Below are 18,120 nucleotides of genomic sequence, written 5' to 3'. Positions count from 1 at the left end.
TGGTAGCGGCGGCGGCAGAGGATCATAGCAACAGACCTTCATCGTCCAAAGTGGGCTTGGGCTGAGGCGGCACAATCACCAGCATATTGGCGGGTAGCGGGCGTTGCAGATGCCGGGCCTCGTCCCAAGGGGCGGTCAGCCAGGTATCGACTTCTTCCGGCGTGGTGAGAATTGCCGGCATGGCCTTTTCATGAATGGGAGAGACGATTTCGTTCGGCGACGTGGTCAAAAATCCGAACAGCTCGTATTCCTGCTCCCCATCCCTGACTTTGCGCACGCCTTTCCAGGGCGTCCAGAACCCCGCAAAGAACATCAGCGGACTGTCCTCATTGCCGGCAAACCAGGCATTTGGCACACGTGCGCCTTCGACTTTTCTGGCTGGGTCAGGCTCGGCAAAGGTGGTGAACGGCACGACGCAGCGGCTGGTTGGGCCAAGCCAGCGGCGCCAGTGCGGGGAGCTCACATTGCGGATATTGGTGACACCGGGGTCATAATTCTTCACATAGGCTGGCGGCGATGGCATGCCCCAGGTCGCGCGAGCAATCTCTCGGCTCCCGTCGTCACCTACGCGGACAACGGGAGCCTGATAGCCCGGGTAGACGTCGAAGCTCGCTTCGTTCCAACCGGCGCGATCCCTGAAGGCCTTCGTGAACTCGATAACCGCGTCACGGGTGGTGGTCACATTGTAGAGATTGCACATCGATCCTCTCCCTATTTCCACATGGCCCGCATGCGCGCACCGACATCGATGCGAATTTGCTGGGCGCTGCGCTCGGATGCGGCTACCGAGACCTTCGGCCAAGTTGTCGTCTCGAAGAATTGCAGCAGCGTTGCCGGGATGAACCGGGTCCTTGCGGCATAAACGTGCCTATCCCCTTGAGCGTTCTGTCCGTGGGTAAAAAACGCTGTGGCGTGACAAGCGCTAGGTGATCTCTGGCACGGGTCATGGCGACATAAAGCAGCCTGCGTTCTTCCTCGATTTCCTGGCTGGTTCCGGTTCCAAGATCCGATGGTATGCAGCCGTCGACCACATTGAGCATGAACACCGCGCGCCATTCTTGACCTTTCGCTGAATGAATGGTCGACAGGATCAGATAGTCTTCGTCGAGCAGCGGCACGCCAGCCTGATCGCTTGTCGCATCCGGCGGATCAAGTGTCAGTTCGGTCAGGAAGCGTTCGCGCGAGGGATAGCCGCTGGCGATTTGCTCAAGCTGCAGCAGGTCGGCCTTTCGGCTGTCGGCATCCTCATGGATGCGATCAAGATGCGGCTCATACCAGAGGCGCGCCTGCCCGATATCCGAGGGCCAGCCATCTTCTGTCTTACGCAGGTTTGCGAGCAACTGGACAAAACCTGTCCAGTCTTCGCCGGTCTTGGGCGGAGGCGGGATTTCAGCAAGGGCAAGCAGCGGCTCCGGGTCGGTCGCGATCGTCTCGAGAATATTGCCGGCCGTCTTTGGCCCGATGCCAGGCAGCATCTGCAGCAGTCGAAAGCCGGCGACGCGGTCGCGCGGGTTCTGGGCAAAACGCAATACCGCCAGCAGATCCTTGACATGGGCGCTGTCGAGAAACTTCAGGCCGCCGAACTTGACGAAAGGAATGTTGCGGCGGGTGAGCTCGACCTCGAGCGGGCCGCTATGACTGGATGTGCGAAACAACACGGCTTGGTTCTTCAGCGTCATGCCGGTCTCGCGATTGGCAAGCACTTGTTCGACGATGAAGTTCGCCTGCTCGGTTTCATCCTTGACGGTCACGAGTTTCGGTCGCTCCAGCGATTGCCGGTCAGTCCACAGGTTCTTGGTAAAGCGCTCACGCGCCAGATCGATGACGCCATTTGCCGCAGCCAGGATCGGCTGCGTCGAGCGGTAATTGCGATCAAGCTTGATGATATCGGCGGTCGGGCTGAAGGAGGATGGGAAATCGAGGATGTTGCGAACCGTCGCTGCCCGGAACGAATAGATCGATTGCGCATCGTCGCCGACAACGGTCAGACCACGACCGCCGGGCTTGAGCGCCATCAGCACCGAGGCCTGCAACCTGTTGGTATCCTGGTATTCATCGACCATCACATGGTCGAAGCGATTGCCAATGTCGCCGGCAAGCTCAGGGTCACTGACCATCTGGGCCCAATACAGCAGCAGATCGTCGTAATCGAGCACGTTCTGGACCTGCTTGGCTTCGACGTAAGCGGCAAATAGTTGCTTCAGCTGCTCTTCCCAGTTGCCTACCCATGGATAGTGCTGGCGCAGGATTTCGTTCAGCGGTGCCTGCGAATTGACCGCACGCGAATAGATCGACAGGCAGGTGCCCTTGGTCGGAAATCGGCTTTCCATCTTGGAAAATCCAAGCTCATGCCGGGCAAGGTTCATCAAGTCGGCACTGTCCTCGCGATCGTGGATGGTAAAATCCACGTCCAGTCCGATCTGCTCCGCATAGATCCGCAGCAACCGTGCGCCGATCCCGTGAAACGTGCCGGACCAGGCCAGCGCGTCGGTGAGAATGTCGGAATTGGCGCCAAGCACATGTTTACAGATCCGCTCGACACGGCGCGCCATTTCGGACGCGGCACGTCTGGAAAACGTCATAAGCAGAATGCGGCGCGGATCGGCGCCGTTGACGATCAGATGCGCCACCCGATGCGCCAAGGTATTGGTCTTGCCGGATCCGGCGCCGGCGATGATCAGAAGCGGGCCCGCCACCTGTCCGTCCGCCAGCCCGACGCCGTGTTCCACAGCCTGCCGCTGCTGCTCGTTCAGTTTTTCCAGATAGGCAACCGTCATGCCGTGATCCCCGATAAGTGCCTGTCTGTTCTGCCCGTTTTGGTTTGGATGCCCGTCGCTTGTGGGTCGCGTTCCGTAAACACCGCCGTACCCATCGTAGAATCAGCATTGACTCATTGGGACGATAAGAACAAATAATGAACATATCAGCCCCGATGATCGCTGGAAAGCCCTGAACAGCATTAGAAAGATATCCGCAGCCTATGCTTAACTCCGCCGTCAATCCGACTATTGCTGATCTTCGCGAGCGCATCCAGCGCCTCGAAGGAACAGCTGTGCGCAAGGGCGAGGTTCTGTCATTCGGCCTTGCCGATATCGATGACCGGCTTCCGGGCGGCGGGCTTGCTTTCGGTGCCCTACATGAGGTGGCCGGTGGTGGCGCCGATGCGGTTCATGGGGCAGCGGCCGCTCTGTTTGTCGCTGGCATCGTCGCGCGCACCAAGGGCGACGTGCTCTGGTGCCTGACACGGCCCGACCTGTTTGCGCCTGCCTTAGCGCAGGCGGGCCTCCATCATGATCGCGTGATCTATGTCGAAGCGGACCGGGAAGAGGATGTGCTCACAAACTTCGAGGAGGGCCTGCGTTTTGGCGGGCTCGGCGCCGTCGTCGCCGAGCTGGTGCGACTGCCGATGACCGCTTCCAGACGACTGCAGCTTGCAGCGGAAACGTCTGGCACCATTGGCATCGCGCTGCGCCGATGGCGCCGCCCGATGGAGGCAGCAGACTTCGGTCAACCCACGGCTGCCACGACGCGGTGGCGGATCAGCGTCCTTCCTCCGAACCGCTTCCCGCGCCGGGCATCGGGCGGGCGCGGTGGCTGGCGGAATTGATTAGAGCAAGGGCGGGAGAAGCCGCCGAATTTGAAATAGGTGCCTGCGATGCCACGGGTCGTATCAGTCTTTCTCCCCACGCTATCAACGGACAGGATCAGGCGCGCCGATCCCGGAATTTTGCCTGAAACACCGGTCGTGGTCGTTGCGCGCAGTGGATCGAAACGCACCGTGGCTGCAGTCGACCCCGCAGCCTTCAAGGCCGGCGTCCGGATCGGTATGCCCGCCGCCAAAGCCCAGGCGATGATATCCGGCCTGCACCTCGTCGATGCAGATCCAGAGACTGACAGGGTGGCAATCGAGCGTCTGGCGCTGTGGATGTTGCGGCAATATTCCCCGATTGTTGCCATGGATCTTCCCGCCGGTATTGTCATGGACACCGAGGGCGCCGACCATCTGCGCGGCGGCGAGTTGCCGATGCTCACCGGCCTTGTCAACGCGCTGAGAGGCCGCGGCCTTCAAGCCCGCGCCGCAATCGCCGACACCTGGGGCGGCGCACACGCGATTGCCCGGGCTACGCGGCGCGAGGTGATCATTGTCCCGGTTGGTGAGACGGCCAAAGCCGTCGTCAACCTGCCGATTTCCAGCCTGCGCATGCCACCAGACATCGTCAGCGGTCTGGCGGTGCTCGGGTTTCGCACCGTCGGCGAGCTCTCGGCCACGCCGCGGGCGCCTCTGACACTGCGTTTCGGGCCGGAGGTCGGCCGCAGGCTCGATCAGATGTTCGGACGCCTTGCCGAACCGATCGACCCCATTCGCACCGCGGACCTGATCGAAGTTTCCCGTTCGTTCGCCGAGCCAATCGGTGCGGCCGAGACCATCGCCAAATATATCGGCAAGCTGGTGGTCGAACTCTGCGCCGCATTGGAGACGCGCGGGCAGGGCGTTCGTCGCGCCGATCTGATCGTCTACCGGGTCGACAACACCTTGCAGTCGCTGCGCGCCGGAACAGCAAAGCCGGTGCGCGATGTCCTCCGTCTGACAAAGCTTCTCTGTTCCAGCATCGAGCAGATCGATCCCGGTTTCGGTATCGAAAAACTGTCCCTTGCGGCAACCATGATGGAACCGTTTGAAGAGAAACAGTCCATCTCCTCGCTGGTCGAAGAAACCATTGTTGACGTCACGCCTCTGCTCGACAGTTTTGGAAACCGCGGCCAACGCATGTACCGGCTGGCGCCGGTTGAAAGCGATGTGCCGGAGCGCAATGTCCAGCGTGTCTCCGCCGTTTCCGCAAAACACGGTCAATCCTGGCCGACCCGCTGGCCACGGCCGAGCCGCATGCTGGCGCGCCCGGAACGGATCGAGGTGATTGCGCTCACACCCGACCATCCGCCGGCCTCCATGACCTGGCGCGGCAAACGCCGGCGCATCAAACGCGGTGACGGCCCGGAACGGGTCTTCGGCGAATGGTGGGTTCGCACATCCGAGATGGAGGCGGTGAGGGACTATTATTCGATCGAGGACGAGGACGGCAATCGCTTCTGGGTCTATCGCTCTGGCGATGGGGTGGATCCCGCGACCGGGACAGCGAAATGGTTCCTGCACGGGATTTATGGCTGATGCGCTACGCCGAGCTCCAGGTCACCAGTCATTTTTCCTTCCTACGCGGTGCGTCAGGCTGCGATGAGCTGTTCACTACCGCCAAGTCACTCGGCATTGAGGCGCTTGGCATCGTCGATCGCAACAGCCTGGCCGGCATCGTGCGGGCTTGGGAAGCGGCCAATGAAACCGGTGTGCGGCTGGTCGTTGGCTGCAGGCTTGATTTGTCGGACGGAATGTCAATGCTGGTCTATCCGACGAACCGGGCAGCCTATTCGAGGCTTTGCCGGCTTCTGTCGCTCGGCAAGGAGCGCGGCGGCAAGGGCAAGTGCATCCTCGATCTGACGGATGTGGCCCTTTATGCAGAGGGTCTGCTCGCCATCCTGATCCCTGACGAGGCCGATGACGCATGTGCGGTCCAGTTGCGCAAGGTGAGGGAGATATTTGGCGACCGCGCCTACATGGCGCTGACCCTGCGCCGGCGGCCGAACGATCAACTGCGCCTGCACGATCTCAACACGCTGGCGATCCGGCACAAGGTTCGGCCTGTTGTTACCAACGACGTGCTGTTTCATGAGCCGGGCAGGCGGCAATTGCAGGATGTCGTCACCTGCATTCGCCATCGCACCACCATCGATCAGGCGGGGTTCTTGCGCGAACGGCACGCCGATCGTTTCTTAAAGCCACCCGAGGAGATGCACCGTCTGTTCAGCCGTTATCCTGAGGCACTAGCCCGCACCTGCGAGATTGTCGATTGCTGTCGCTTCGACATGAACGAACTCACCTACCAGTATCCTGAAGAAGCCATCATCCCTGGACTGACGGCACAGCAATCGCTGGAAAAATTCACCTGGGAGGGCGTGCGCGATCGCTACCCCGAGGGTGTTCCGGATGATGTGGTGAAGATCCTCAACCACGAACTCGACTTGATCCGCAAACTCGACTACGCGCCGTATTTCCTGACGGTCTACAGCATTGTTCGCTTCGCGCGCTCGCAGAACATTCTCTGCCAGGGTCGCGGCAGTGCGGCTAATTCGGCCGTCTGCTATGTGCTTGGGATCACGGCGATCGATCCGGCCGCAAACGATCTGCTGTTCGAACGCTTTATCTCGGAGGAGCGCAACGAGCCACCCGATATCGACGTCGATTTCGAACATGCCAGGCGCGAAGAGGTGATCCAGTGGATCTACAAGACCTATGGCCGGCAAAAGGCGGCCCTCTGCGCAACCGTTACCCGCTACCGCGCCAAGGGTGCGCTTCGCGATGTTGGCAAGGTGCTCGGCCTGCCCGAAGACATGATCACGGCGCTGTCGGCCGGTGTCTGGGGTTGGAGCAAGGATGGCGTCGGCGAAAAGCAGGTTAACGAGCTCAACATGAACATGTCCGACCGCCGCCTGCGGCTGACATTGGAACTGGCGCAGCAGCTGATGGGCGCGCCGCGTCATCTGGGCCAGCATCCGGGCGGTTTTGTCCTGACCAATGACCGCCTCGACGAGCTGGTGCCGATCGAGCAGGCCCGGATGGAAGATCGTCAGACCATCGAATGGGACAAGGACGATATCGAGGCGCTCAAGTTCATGAAGGTCGATGTGTTGGCCCTTGGAATGCTGACCTGCATGGCCAAGGGTTTTGCCTTTCTGCAGGAGCACAAGGGTTTGACTCTGGATCTCGCCACCATCGAGCCGGAAGACCCGGCGACCTACGCGATGATCCGCAAGGCCGACACGCTCGGGACCTTCCAGATCGAATCCCGGGCACAGATGTCGATGCTGCCGCGGCTGAAACCCCAGACCTATTATGATCTGGTCATTCAGGTGGCGATCGTTCGCCCCGGTCCGATCCAGGGGGATATGGTGCATCCTTATCTGAGACGGCGCGAAGGCAAGGAGGCGGTCGTCTATCCGAAGCCGGAACTGGAGGCCGTGCTCGGCAAGACGCTGGGCGTGCCATTGTTTCAGGAAAGTGCCATGAAAGTCGCGATCGTCTGCGCCGGTTTTACCGCCGGTGAAGCAGATGCGCTTAGACGCTCGATGGCGACCTTCAAGTTCACCGGCGGGGTCAGCAAGTTCAAAGACAAGCTCGTCAACGGCATGGTGGCGAACGGCTATACAGCAGAATTCGCAGAGAAGACGTTTTCGCAATTGGAGGGGTTTGGCTCCTATGGTTTTCCAGAAAGCCACGCGGCGTCTTTCGCCCTCATCGCCTATGCCTCATCCTATATCAAATGCCACTATCCGGATGTGTTCTGTGCGGCCCTCATCAATGCGCAACCGATGGGGTTCTATGCGCCGGCGCAGATCGTCACCGACGCCCGGGCTCACGGGGTAGCGATCCGGCCGGTCTGCATCAATAGATCGCGTTGGGATTGCACGCTCGAAGAGATCGAGGGAACCGACAGCCATGCCGTGCGTCTCGGGATGCGTCTGGTCAGAGGACTACCCGAACAGGATGCGGCAAAAATAGCGGTGGCGCGGGGCGGTGATCCGTTCGTTTCCGTCGACGATACGTGGCGGCGCGCCGGCGTGCCGTCGGCTTCCCTGGTCAAGCTGGCCGAAGCCGATGCGTTTCGACCGTCCTTGAACCTTGAAAGACGCGATGCGCTGTGGGCGATCAAAGCCTTGCGCGACGAACCGCTTCCGCTGTTTGCCGCGGCGGCCGATCGCGAGCGGGCGGTGATTGCCGAACAGCAGGAACCGGATGTTGAGCTTCGGCAGATGACCGAAGGCGCCAATGTCGTCGAGGACTATGGGCATACGGGAGTCACTCTGCGCGCCCATCCGGTCAGCTTCCTGCGCGAGGATCTCGCCCGCCGAAATATCGTCACCTGCGCCGAGGCAACCTCGGCCCGCGATGGTCGCTGGCTGATGACGGCGGGCCTCGTTCTCGTCCGTCAGAAGCCGGGTAGCGCCAAGGGCGTCATGTTCATGACCATCGAGGATGAGACAGGCGTCGCCAACGTCGTCGTCTGGCCAAGCCTGTTCGAAAAGCAGCGCCGCGTCGTGCTCGGATCCTCAATGATGGCGATCAACGGCAAGATCCAGCGCGAAGGCGGCGTCGTGCATCTGGTGGCGCAATGGATGTTCGATCTGAGCGGCGATCTGGCGAGCCTGGGCGAACGGGACAGTTTCCGCGTTCCGACGGGGCGGGGCGACGAGTTCGCGCATGGTTCGCCCGGCAGCCCGGATAGCCGCGAACGGCCGCCGATGGGCGTCAAGGCGCGGGAAATTTATGTACCTGACCTGCACATCGATACGCTGAAGGTGAAGAGTAGGAATTTTCAGTAGATCCGCAGATGTAGGTTGCAGTTAGCCTGCCAGTTCATAGGCAGGCTAATCGGCTCGTCAAGGATCAGAGTACGCTGACGTTCTCGGCCTTCGACTTGCCCGTCTTGCGATCCTGGCCAATCTCGAAGTTGACTTTGTCACCTTCTCTCAGCGACCCGCCTTGCTGCAAAGCAGACACGTGCACGAAGACATCCGTTCCGCCTGTCTCCGGTGTGATGAAACCAAATCCCTTGTCACTATTAAAAAATTTAACAGTACCGGTGGGCATGACAGTTCCTCTTCAATTCCCGCAGCCATTTGACTCTGCGACAAGCTTTTTATAGCGCGATTGCTTGCTCAACAACCGCCAACAGGGCGATAGCGGCATCGAGGCCTCTTTTTAGAGGGGGTGGGCTATTTGGTCGTGTTGACCGCTGCCTCGAGCTCCTCAATACTTTTCATCACCGCTTCGAAGCCGGGCGGCGTTGCAAAGATCATGGCCGACATTGTCAGTAGGATACATGCAGAATTCGGCGTACGGGTGTGTTGTTCCCAATCGTTGCACACGGAGAGAACGAGGCCTCCACAGTCTGGCATTACGTCGCCCTGTCGGGCCGGGCTGTTGGCTATGCAAAAGCCTCGGGACGCGAGCCTTCTGCCTTTCGGCTTTCATCCCTGACGCGTTCAATGACGACGTTGGTCTGGCACCATTGAGCGTTGCTGACAGTTCCCCTTTCGGAAAGCCACAAGCAGCAAATGTCCAACACCTTCTTCGTATCGGAACCTGTAGGTCGCCTGGTCAGCAAGCGGCAAGGCAATTTCAGGCCGACCGCAATAATGCTCCACCCATTGGCGTTGCCAACCCAGCTCTCTTGTCTGGAATCCCTAATCCAATCCCGCCTTGGACGGTCAACCCACATGGGGTTCGCAGCCACTGCGACCTATGGCTGCGCCGCCGAGGTGACCGCGGCCGGGCCCGGATCAAACGGGCGCCATCGAGCGGGGATCGGCCCCGCCAACGGATGGAGCCTCACATGTCGGATCTCAGCCTCGCACAAAACCACGCATTCGATCTTGCCCGAACCCTGATGGTCCCGGTCACCCTCTTCGAAATAGACGGCGAAATCGGCGTCATGCCTTCCGCCGAGTATGACGGCGACGAGGACGCCATCATCAACGAATACGATCCCTTTGCCTATGGATCGGCTCATTGTGCCGATCACCCCTTCGGGGAAGCGCGTGCCGCTTGCGCTGATGCGCGCGCAAGGAGGCTTCGCCGCGAGCTTGTCCCGCAGATCTGCACATTGCGAACCGCGCCCTTGCACGCTTCCATCTTCGCGGCCTGGGCGCTGACGGTCCGAACAGTGAGGAAAGCTACAGGAGGTGATATGGAAAAGAATGACATCGAGGAGCTGCGTACCCGGGTGGGCTGCGCAGCCGTCCTTGAGCATGAGGGCTTCGCGATAGACCGGAAAGAGAGCACTCGCCGGGCGGTCAAATTCCGACGCGACGACGACATCGTCATCGTCATCCACGGCGACAGAGGCTGGTTCGATGCCCGTTCCGACGCCAAGGGCGACGTCTTCGCGCTTGCCAGCTATCTCCATGCCATCGGTTTTGCTGAAGCCCTGACGGCCGTCGGCGATCTTGTCGCGTTTCAGCCCACCATGCCGACCTGGGAGAAGCCTCTTCATCAAACGCAACCAATGGCTTCGGTCGCTGACCGCTGGAACCACCGAAAACGGCTGTGGCGCGCTTCGGCGACTTGGACGTATCTGCGGCAATGCCGTGCGTTGCCATGGCAGATCATCTCTGCGGCGATCGAGGCGGACGTGCTCCGAGAAGGACCCCATGGCTCGATGTGGGCAAAGCATGTCGATGAAGCGGGCGCCGTCATCGGCTGGGAAGAGCGCGGTCCGGACTGGCGCGGGTTTTCCACCGGCGGTGCCAAGGCGCTCTTCGGACTTGGGAGCAACAATCCACGTCGGATCTGTGTGACGGAGGCGGCGATCGATGCGCTCAGCCTGGCCGTGATTGAGCAGACAAGAACCGACACGCTCTATGTCAGCACCGGTGGCGGGTGGTCGCCGCTGACCGCGCTGGCGTTGGACACCCTGGCTTCCGGGAAAGGCGCATGGCTGGTGGCCGCGACCGACAACAACGTCCAGGGTGAAGTCTTTGCCGATCGCCTGCGCCAGATGGCGGATAGCACCAGTTGCGATTTCTCACGGCTGAGGCCGCGATGTGAGGACTGGAATGAGGAATTGAAGGAGAGGAGGGAGAGAGGAGAGCTGCCGCATACGCGGGTCAGCGCATCAAGGGTGAAGCTGCCGCCCGCCTGACGGCGGCCCTTGACCCGCTGCCCGCGAGGCGCCGGCTGAGGAGGGGTGATCAAAGGACTGAAAACAGAGGTCGATCAGGCTTTTCAGCTCAGCCCAACCCCGAAGGAGCCGCAGATGTTCGTTTCCCCGCAATCCGTAAGGTGTTCGAAGGCATTGCCAGCCGCCACGAGATGTACGCCCTGTTCAATCGTCACAGCCAGTCGCCCTTCGACGATAACAGGATAAATGGCACGCGATATGTCGGCGAGTGGTTCGAGATCACGGAAGCCGATCACGACCACATGTTCGAGATTCTGCCGCCGCTCTTCTATCGCGGTGACATGTTCGCCATGCGCGAGTTTCTGGCCGCCAGCGTCACCAGCGTATTCTTCGCGCTGACGATCGATGATCGGTCTCGCTGGTTCCACAGCTATTGCGATCTGAGCGATCGCCAGTCGCCCGACCGGATGCGCGCTGAGATCATCGCACGTGAATCCCGCCCGGTGCGCGCCATGAGCGCCCAAGAAAAACTCGATCATATCTGGAGCACGACCGGTCCCGATTTTCGTGCCTATGCCGACGCACGCTTTCCGGCCGATCTGCGCAATCGCCAGATCGTGCTCGTCTATCCCTCGGCACAAGGCAAGATCTGGAAGCTGCTTGATGATCTGACCGACGAGGAGATCGCCGCCAAGCTGCCGGTGCAGTTCCGTCTCCTTCCAGAAACCATCGCTGCCTGACGGCAGCTGCCACCCTCCCATCTTCACCATCGCGCCGTCAGCACCCGTCCCTGGCAAATCTTGCCAGCAGCGGGTGTGCCTTGGCGCGCCTTCTCACAGGAGCTTTTTCATGGCCCATGACGATCCCTTCACCATCGACCTGTTTGGAAACACAGCGCTCACATCTGGTTTCAATCTCGGTGTGCCGGGCTTTGCGTTAGACTTCGGGAACCACCTCGACGATAACCCGCCGCCATCGACGCCGGCGCCAGCCATCCCTGTTCGCAAAGAACCGAAGCCAAAACCGCAGATGCGGGCAAAGGTGGATTTCCGGTTGGAGGGTTCACGCGGTCTCGCCAAATCGTGGCGCGACCGGGCACGCGACAATATCGCCGCCATCATGCTGGCGAATGAGATCGAGCGTCAGGGCCTGCCAGCCCGACCTGACCAGCAGGCCAGGCTTATCCGCTTCACAGGTTTCGGCGCGTCGGACCTGGCCAACGGCATTTTCCGGCGTCCCGGCGACGAGGCGTTTCGCAAAGGCTGGGAGGAGCTCGGCGTCGATCTCGAAAGCGCCGTTGCGGCAGGAGACTACGCGTCTCTGGCACGTTGCACGCAATATGCCCACTTCACGCCGGAGTTTATCGTTCGTGCTATCTGGGCAGGCTTGGTCCGCATGGGCTTCAAGGGCGGTCGGGTGCTCGAACCGGGGATTGGCACGGGCATGTTTCCGGCGCTGATGCCGGAGGCGCTCTCGACGGTAAGCCATGTCACCGGTGTCGAGCTCGATCCGGTGACCGCCCGCATCGTCCGGCTGCTGCAGCCGCGTGCGAAAATCATCATAGGTGACTTTTCGCGCACAGACTTGCCGGCGCATTTTGATCTGGCTTTCGGCAACCCGCCGTTTTCCGACCGCACGGTGAAGAGTGATCCGGCTTTCCGCTCTCTCGGCTTGCGGCTGCACGACTATTTCATCGCCAAGTCCATCGACCGGCTGAAGCCTGGCGGGCTTGCTGCCTTTGTGACCTCGTCCGGCACCATGGACAAGGCTGACGCCCGCGCCCGTGAACACATCGCCGGCATGGCCGACCTCGTTGGCGCGATCCGCCTTCCCGAAGGCAGTTTCCGCGCTGATGCCGGCACGGATGTTGTCGTCGATATCCTCTTCTTCCGGAAGCGCCGCGCCGACGAGCAGGCTGGAGACGACAGATGGGTCGATCTCGCGGATGTAAAGGTGGAAGGTGAGGGCGACAGCGTCCGCATCAACAGGTGGTTCGCCGATCATTCCGACATGGTGCTGGGACGGCATGCGATCACGTCAGGTCCATTCGGCGAAGCCTATACATGCCTCCCTTATGACAATGATCTCGAAACGAGCCTGAACTCCGCGATCAGCCAGCTACCAGCTGATATCTATGACGGCGAGGCTTCCACAATCGACTTCGCCCTTGAGGACGAAGTCGCGGAAGCCATGGCAGAGCGCCCGGATGATCCAAAGGTTCGCGAAGGCAGCTATTTCATCGGCAAGGCCACGGCGCTGATGCAGGTGGTGGACGGGGTTGCTGTCCCGGTCGAGGTCAGGAAGGGCCGCAGCACCGACGGCATCTTCGCCAAGCATGCCCTGATCATCGGAAAGCTGATCCCGATCCGCGACGCGGTCCGGCTCATCCTCAAGCTTCAGGAGCGTGACCAGCCCTGGCAGAAGGCGCAGGTCGCGCTGCGCATCGCCTGGTCCAGTTTCGTGCGCGAGTTCGGTCCGATCAACTTCACCTCCGTCTCGACATCGGAGGATGAGGAGACGGGGGAGGTCAGGGAGGTCCATCGTCGGCCGAACATGGCACCCTTTCTCGACGATCCCGATTGCTGGCTGGTTGCCTCGATCGAAGACTACGATCTCGAAACCAATACCGCCAAGCCCGGGCCGATCTTTACCGAACGCGTCATCGCTCCGCCTCCGGCACCTATCATTACTTCGGCGCTCGATGCGCTCGCAGTCGTTCTCAACGAACGCGGCCATGTCGATCCCGATCACATCGCCGAACTGCTGCATTGTGACGCCGATGAGGTTATCAGCGAGCTGGGCGAAGCGATCTTCCGCGATCCGTCCGATGGTTCATGGCAGATGGCTGATGCCTATCTATCCGGTGCGGTCCGGTCGAAGCTGGTAATCGCGCGGGCGGCGGCGGACCTGGATCCGGTCTTTCAGCGGAATGTTGCGGCGCTGGAGCGGGTCCAGCCCGCCGACCTCAGGCCCTCGGATATCACCGCACGCCTCGGTGCGCCATGGATCCCGGCCGACGATGTCGTCGCCTTCGTCAGAGAAACAATGGACGCCGAGATTTCGATCCACCATCTGCCGGAACTGGCGACCTGGACTGTCAACGCGAGGCAGCTGGAATGGTCGGCATCAGGCACGACCGAATGGGGCACCCACCGGCGCCATGCCGGCCAGCTTCTATCCGACGCTTTAAATTCGTCCGTGCCGCAGATCTTCGACACCGTCCGCGACGGCGAGACCGAGCGACGGGTGCTGAACACGGTGGATACGGAGGCCGCCAAGGAAAAGCTCGCCAAGATCAAGACGGCTTTTCAGTCGTGGATCTGGTCGGATCCAGATCGCACCGACCGGCTGGCGCGCGTCTATAACGACACTTTCAACAACATCGCGCCGCGAGCCTTCAACGGCGATCATCTCCAACTACCGGGCGCCTCAGGCGCCTTTTCTCTTTATGGGCATCAGAAACGCGGGATCTGGCGGGTTATTTCGGCTGGTGCGACCTATCTCGCCCATGCCGTTGGCGCCGGCAAAACGCTGACCATGGCTGCCGCCATCATGGAACAGCGCCGGCTCGGCCTGATCAACAAGGCGATGCTTGCCGTGCCCGGCCATTGCCTGGCGCAGGCCGCGCGTGAGTTTCTGGCGCTCTATCCAAACGCCCGCATCCTGATCGCGGACGAGACCAATTTCGTCAAGGAGAAACGTCACCGCTTCCTGTCACGGGCAGCGACCGCCAACTGGGATGCCATCATCATCACCCATTCGGCGTTTCGGTTCATCGCGGTGCCATCGGCCTTCGAGGCGCAGATGATCCAGGATGAGCTTGAACTCTACGAGGAGCTGCTCACCAAGGTCGAACGCGACGACCGGCTATCGCGCAAGCGCATCGAGCGCATGAAGGAAGGTCACAAGGAACGGCTGGAGGCCCTCGCCACTCGCAAGGACGACCTGCTGACCATCTCGGAGCTCGGGATCGATCAGATCATCGTCGACGAGGCGCAGGAGTTCCGGAAGCTGTCCTTCGCCACCAACATGTCTACGTTGCGAGGTGTGGATCCGAACGGCTCGCAGCGCGCCTGGGACCTGTTCGTCAAATCCCGCTTCATCGAGACGAAGAACCCCGGCAGGGCGCTGGTGCTGGCTTCGGGAACGCCGATCACCAACACGCTCGGCGAGATGTTCTCCGTGCAGCGGATGATGGATCCGGCAGCATTGTCGGAACGTGGTCTGCACGAGTTCGACGCCTGGGCCTCGACCTTCGGTGACACTTCAACCGAACTCGAACTGCAGCCGTCGGGCAAATACAAGCCGGTCACGCGCTTCAGCCAGTTCGTCAACGTGCCGGAACTCATCGCCATGTTCCGGTCGTTTGCCGATGTCGTGCTGCCAGCGGATCTCAGGACCTATGTGAAGGTCCCCGACGTCTCCGGCGGCAAGCGCCAGATCGTCACCGCAGAGCCGACGCCGGCGTTCAAGGCCTATCAGAAACAGTTGGATGCGCGGATCAAGGCAATCGAAATGCGCGACGGTCCGGCCAAGCCTGGCGACGACATCCTGCTCTCGGTCATCACCGACGGACGCCATGCGGCGATCGATCTGCGCCTGGTCGATCAGGCCATGGGCAATGAGGCGGCCAACAAGCTGAATGCACTGGTCACCAATGCCCACCAGATCTGGCAGGAAACGGGAGGGGCAGAGTATCGTCGCAAGGACGGCAAGCCGTTTGACCGGCCGGGCGCCGGCCAGCTGATCTTCTCCGATCTCGGCACGATCAATGTCGAGGCGACGCGCGGTTTTTCTGCCTACCGATGGATCCGCGATGAGCTCGTCCGCCTTGGCGTGCCGGCTTCCGAAATCGCTTTCATGCAGGATTACAAAAGTCGGACGCCAAGCAGCGGCTGTTCAACGACTTTAATGCCGGCAAGGTTCGCGTGCTGATCGGCTCGTCGGAAACCATGGGAACTGGCGTCAACGTCCAGGCCCGGCTGAAGGCGCTCCATCACCTCGATGTGCCGTGGTTGCCATCGCAGATCGAGCAGCGTGAAGGCCGTATTATCCGCCAGGGCAACCAGCATGACGAAGTAGACGTCTTTGCCTATGCGACGCTCGGCAGCCTCGACGCCACCATGTGGCAGAACAACGAGCGCAAAGCCCGCTTTATTGCGGCCGCTCTGTCCGGCGACACCAGCGTTCGACGGCTTGAGGACATGGGTGAGGGGCAGGCAAACCAGTTTGCCATGGCCAAGGCGATCGCGTCCGGCGACGAGCGGCTGATGCAGAAGGCCGGGCTCGAGGCCGAGATCGCCCGTCTCGATCGGCTGCGGGCCGCCCATATCGACGACCAGCATGCGATCCGCCGGCAGATCCGTGATGCCGAACGGGATATCGAGTTTTCCAGCCGCCGGATCCAGGATGTGGGAAAGGACATCGACCGTCTGGTCCCAACCATTGGCGACGCATTCACAATGCAGGTCGGAAGTGCCGAATTTGACGAGCGAAAGCTCGCGGGCCGCGCGCTTATGAAGGAGATTCTCACGCTGGTTCAGCTTCAGCAAGAGAATGAGGTGATCATCGCCAGGATCGGCGGCTTCGATCTCGCTTATCAGGGCGAACGGTTCGGCAAGGATGGTTATCGCTATGACACCCTGCTCCAACGCACAGGTGGCGACTACGAGATCGATCTTCCAGTGACCACGACGCCGATCGGTGCCATCTCTCGGCTCGAACATGCGCTTGGCGGGTTCGAACAGGAACGAGAGAGCCACCGCAATCGTCTGGCTGACGCCAAACGTCGGCTTGCCTCCTACACACCGCGTCTGGGTGAAAGCTTCTCATTCGAAGCCGAGCTTGAACTCAAGCTGAGCCAACTGGACGAGATCGAGCGGGATCTGGCGGCAACCGCCGATGAACCAGAGGAGGATCGCCAGGAAGCCGCGTGAACGGCGGCATATCCGCCGTCACTTGAAACGGGGTCGGGCGGTGCACATCTATTGGTCATCACCCGTTTCGATGGTTTGCCTCACAGGGGCGATTGCCGCGCGTTTGAAACTGTCCGGGTCGGAAAGGGCGCTCCCCGAAAGGGTCGAGCGCCCTTTCGTTTTGAGACCTTGGAAAGCTAGTCGCCGAGTTTGTAGATCGCCGCGTTGTCCTGCAGTTCCCGCAGGCCCTTGTATGAGGCATGCCGTAACTTGCCATCGTCGGTCCAGGCGCGGTATTCTATCTCGGCAATCAAAGTCGGTTGAACGAAGACGACTCCCTTTTTATCGACCGCAACCGGAGCACGCTTGGTCTTCAGCGTGTCCAGCATCCGGCGGAGTTCGATTGCGTCTTTCTGCTTGAAGCCGGTCCCGACTGAACCGACATAGACGAACGCGTCGCCCTGGTAGGCCGCCAGCAGCAGACTGCCAATCCCACCGCGCGCCGCAGTGGACGGCTCGTATCCGACAATCACAAAGCTTTCGCTCTGGATGCATTTGATCTTCAACCAGTCGCCGAGCCGGCCCGATCGATACGTGCTGTCGCGGTGCTTGGCGATGACGCCTTCCAGACCGTGCTCGCGCGCGGCCTCCAGAAGTGTCGCGCCATCCGCTTCTACCTCCTGCGAGACGCGGATTACTCCCTCGCTTTCCCCGATCAGGTCTTCCAGGAGATGACGACGTCCGGACAACTCCATCTTCGTCAGGTCATGGCCGTCAAAATACAACAGGTCGAATGCGTAAAGGATCGCTTCGTCTGAAGCCTTCCTGCCCCCGCGTCCGCCCAGTGACCGTTGCAGCGCCCCAAAATCCGAACGTCCCTGCGCATCCAGCACGACGGCCTCTCCATCGAGAATAGCCGTCCTGACGCCGAGCTTGCGCGCGGCGGCTGCGATTGCCGGAAACCTGTCGGTCCAGTCATGGCCGCCGCGTGTGATGATCCGCACCGAGTTTGGTTCGATGTGGACCGCGACGCGATAGCCGTCCCATTTGATCTCGTAGATCCAGTCCGGTCCCGACGGCGGCTTTACCTTCAACAGCGCCAGGCACGGTTTAATGCGATCATGCATCGGGTCGAAGGGAAGCTGCGGCTGGGCCGGATCGCGTGGTTTGCGCGGTCGCGAGCGAACCGGGAGATCCGTCTCCCGCAAAAGCGGCTGGGATTTTTGGCGCGGCGGCTTTGTCATGGCCAGAGTTCAGCAATTGCTTAAAATCGTGTGACATCGCTGGGAAATGGAAGGGAGGACGACGAGGGAGGGGATGAAGGAGGGGAAGGAAACCGGTTCGCAGGTACGGTCCAACGGCTGCCGGTTCCCTCAATCGCGCCGGTCGCCGAGACCGGGCCAGCTTGTTTCGCAAGGCAGGTGTGCCTCGCTCCCCCGCAAGCCAGGTCTGCTCCGGCGCAATTGCAGCCGCCG

General features: G+C 61.0%; 7 protein-coding genes and 3 pseudogenes. 6 read left to right on the top strand and 4 right to left on the bottom strand.

Translation table 11 applies throughout. The annotated features are described in order from the left end of the window. Positions 1-22 precede the first annotated feature (22 nt). Positions 23-700, bottom strand: a complete 678-nt coding sequence (locus tag P6U16_RS24480) for an SOS response-associated peptidase (protein ID WP_277704068.1) — start codon at positions 698-700, stop codon at positions 23-25. Between the two features lie 11 nt (positions 701-711). Next, positions 712-2,777 (bottom strand): annotated as a pseudogene (locus P6U16_RS24475) (ATP-dependent helicase). Between the two features lie 203 nt (positions 2,778-2,980). On the opposite strand from P6U16_RS24475, the pseudogene P6U16_RS24470 reads away from it, so the two are divergent. From P6U16_RS24470 to P6U16_RS24460, 3 genes and pseudogenes are all read left to right on the top strand, one after another. Next, a pseudogene (locus tag P6U16_RS24470) lies at positions 2,981-3,735 on the top strand (ImuA family protein). Next, positions 3,656-5,167, top strand: a complete 1,512-nt coding sequence (locus P6U16_RS24465) for a DNA polymerase Y family protein (protein ID WP_277704067.1) — start codon at positions 3,656-3,658, stop codon at positions 5,165-5,167. The pseudogene P6U16_RS24470 and the gene P6U16_RS24465 overlap by 80 nt, the downstream one beginning before the upstream one ends. Beyond that, positions 5,167-8,430: an error-prone DNA polymerase gene (locus P6U16_RS24460; protein ID WP_277704066.1), complete on the top strand. Its 3,264-nt coding sequence runs from the start codon at positions 5,167-5,169 to the stop codon at positions 8,428-8,430. The genes P6U16_RS24465 and P6U16_RS24460 overlap by 1 nt, the downstream gene beginning before the upstream one ends. Positions 8,431-8,494: 64 nt before the next feature. Here the strand turns inward: P6U16_RS24460 and P6U16_RS24455 are convergent, their stop codons facing one another. Beyond that, positions 8,495-8,698: a cold-shock protein gene (locus P6U16_RS24455; RefSeq protein ID WP_277704065.1), complete on the bottom strand. Its 204-nt coding sequence runs from the start codon at positions 8,696-8,698 to the stop codon at positions 8,495-8,497. 745 nt (positions 8,699-9,443) lie between these two features. On the opposite strand from P6U16_RS24455, the gene P6U16_RS24450 reads away from it, so the two are divergent. From P6U16_RS24450 to P6U16_RS24440, 3 genes and pseudogenes are all read left to right on the top strand, one after another. After that, positions 9,444-10,751 (top strand): DUF3991 and toprim domain-containing protein, encoded by a 1,308-nt coding sequence (locus tag P6U16_RS24450; RefSeq protein ID WP_277704064.1) that lies wholly within the window; start codon positions 9,444-9,446, stop codon positions 10,749-10,751. A gap of 131 nt (positions 10,752-10,882) precedes the next feature. Next, on the top strand, positions 10,883-11,470 hold the full coding sequence (locus P6U16_RS24445; protein WP_277704812.1) for a DUF1419 domain-containing protein: 588 nt from the start codon (positions 10,883-10,885) through the stop codon (positions 11,468-11,470). 109 nt (positions 11,471-11,579) lie between these two features. After that, positions 11,580-16,666 (top strand): annotated as a pseudogene (locus P6U16_RS24440) (helicase-related protein). 176 nt (positions 16,667-16,842) lie between these two features. On the opposite strand, the gene ligD reads toward P6U16_RS24440, so the two are convergent. Then, the gene (gene ligD / locus P6U16_RS24435) at positions 16,843-17,889 is read right to left on the bottom strand and encodes a non-homologous end-joining DNA ligase (RefSeq protein WP_277704063.1); all 1,047 of its coding nucleotides are present in this window, start codon (positions 17,887-17,889) and stop codon (positions 16,843-16,845) included. Positions 17,890-18,120 lie beyond the last annotated feature (231 nt).

The sequence above is a fragment of the Rhizobium sp. 32-5/1 genome (assembly GCF_029537235.1).
GTDB lineage: Bacteria > Pseudomonadota > Alphaproteobacteria > Rhizobiales > Rhizobiaceae > Pararhizobium.
The sequence above is the reverse complement of the archived record's forward strand: the minus strand, read 5'-3'. Positions and strand labels throughout refer to the sequence as shown.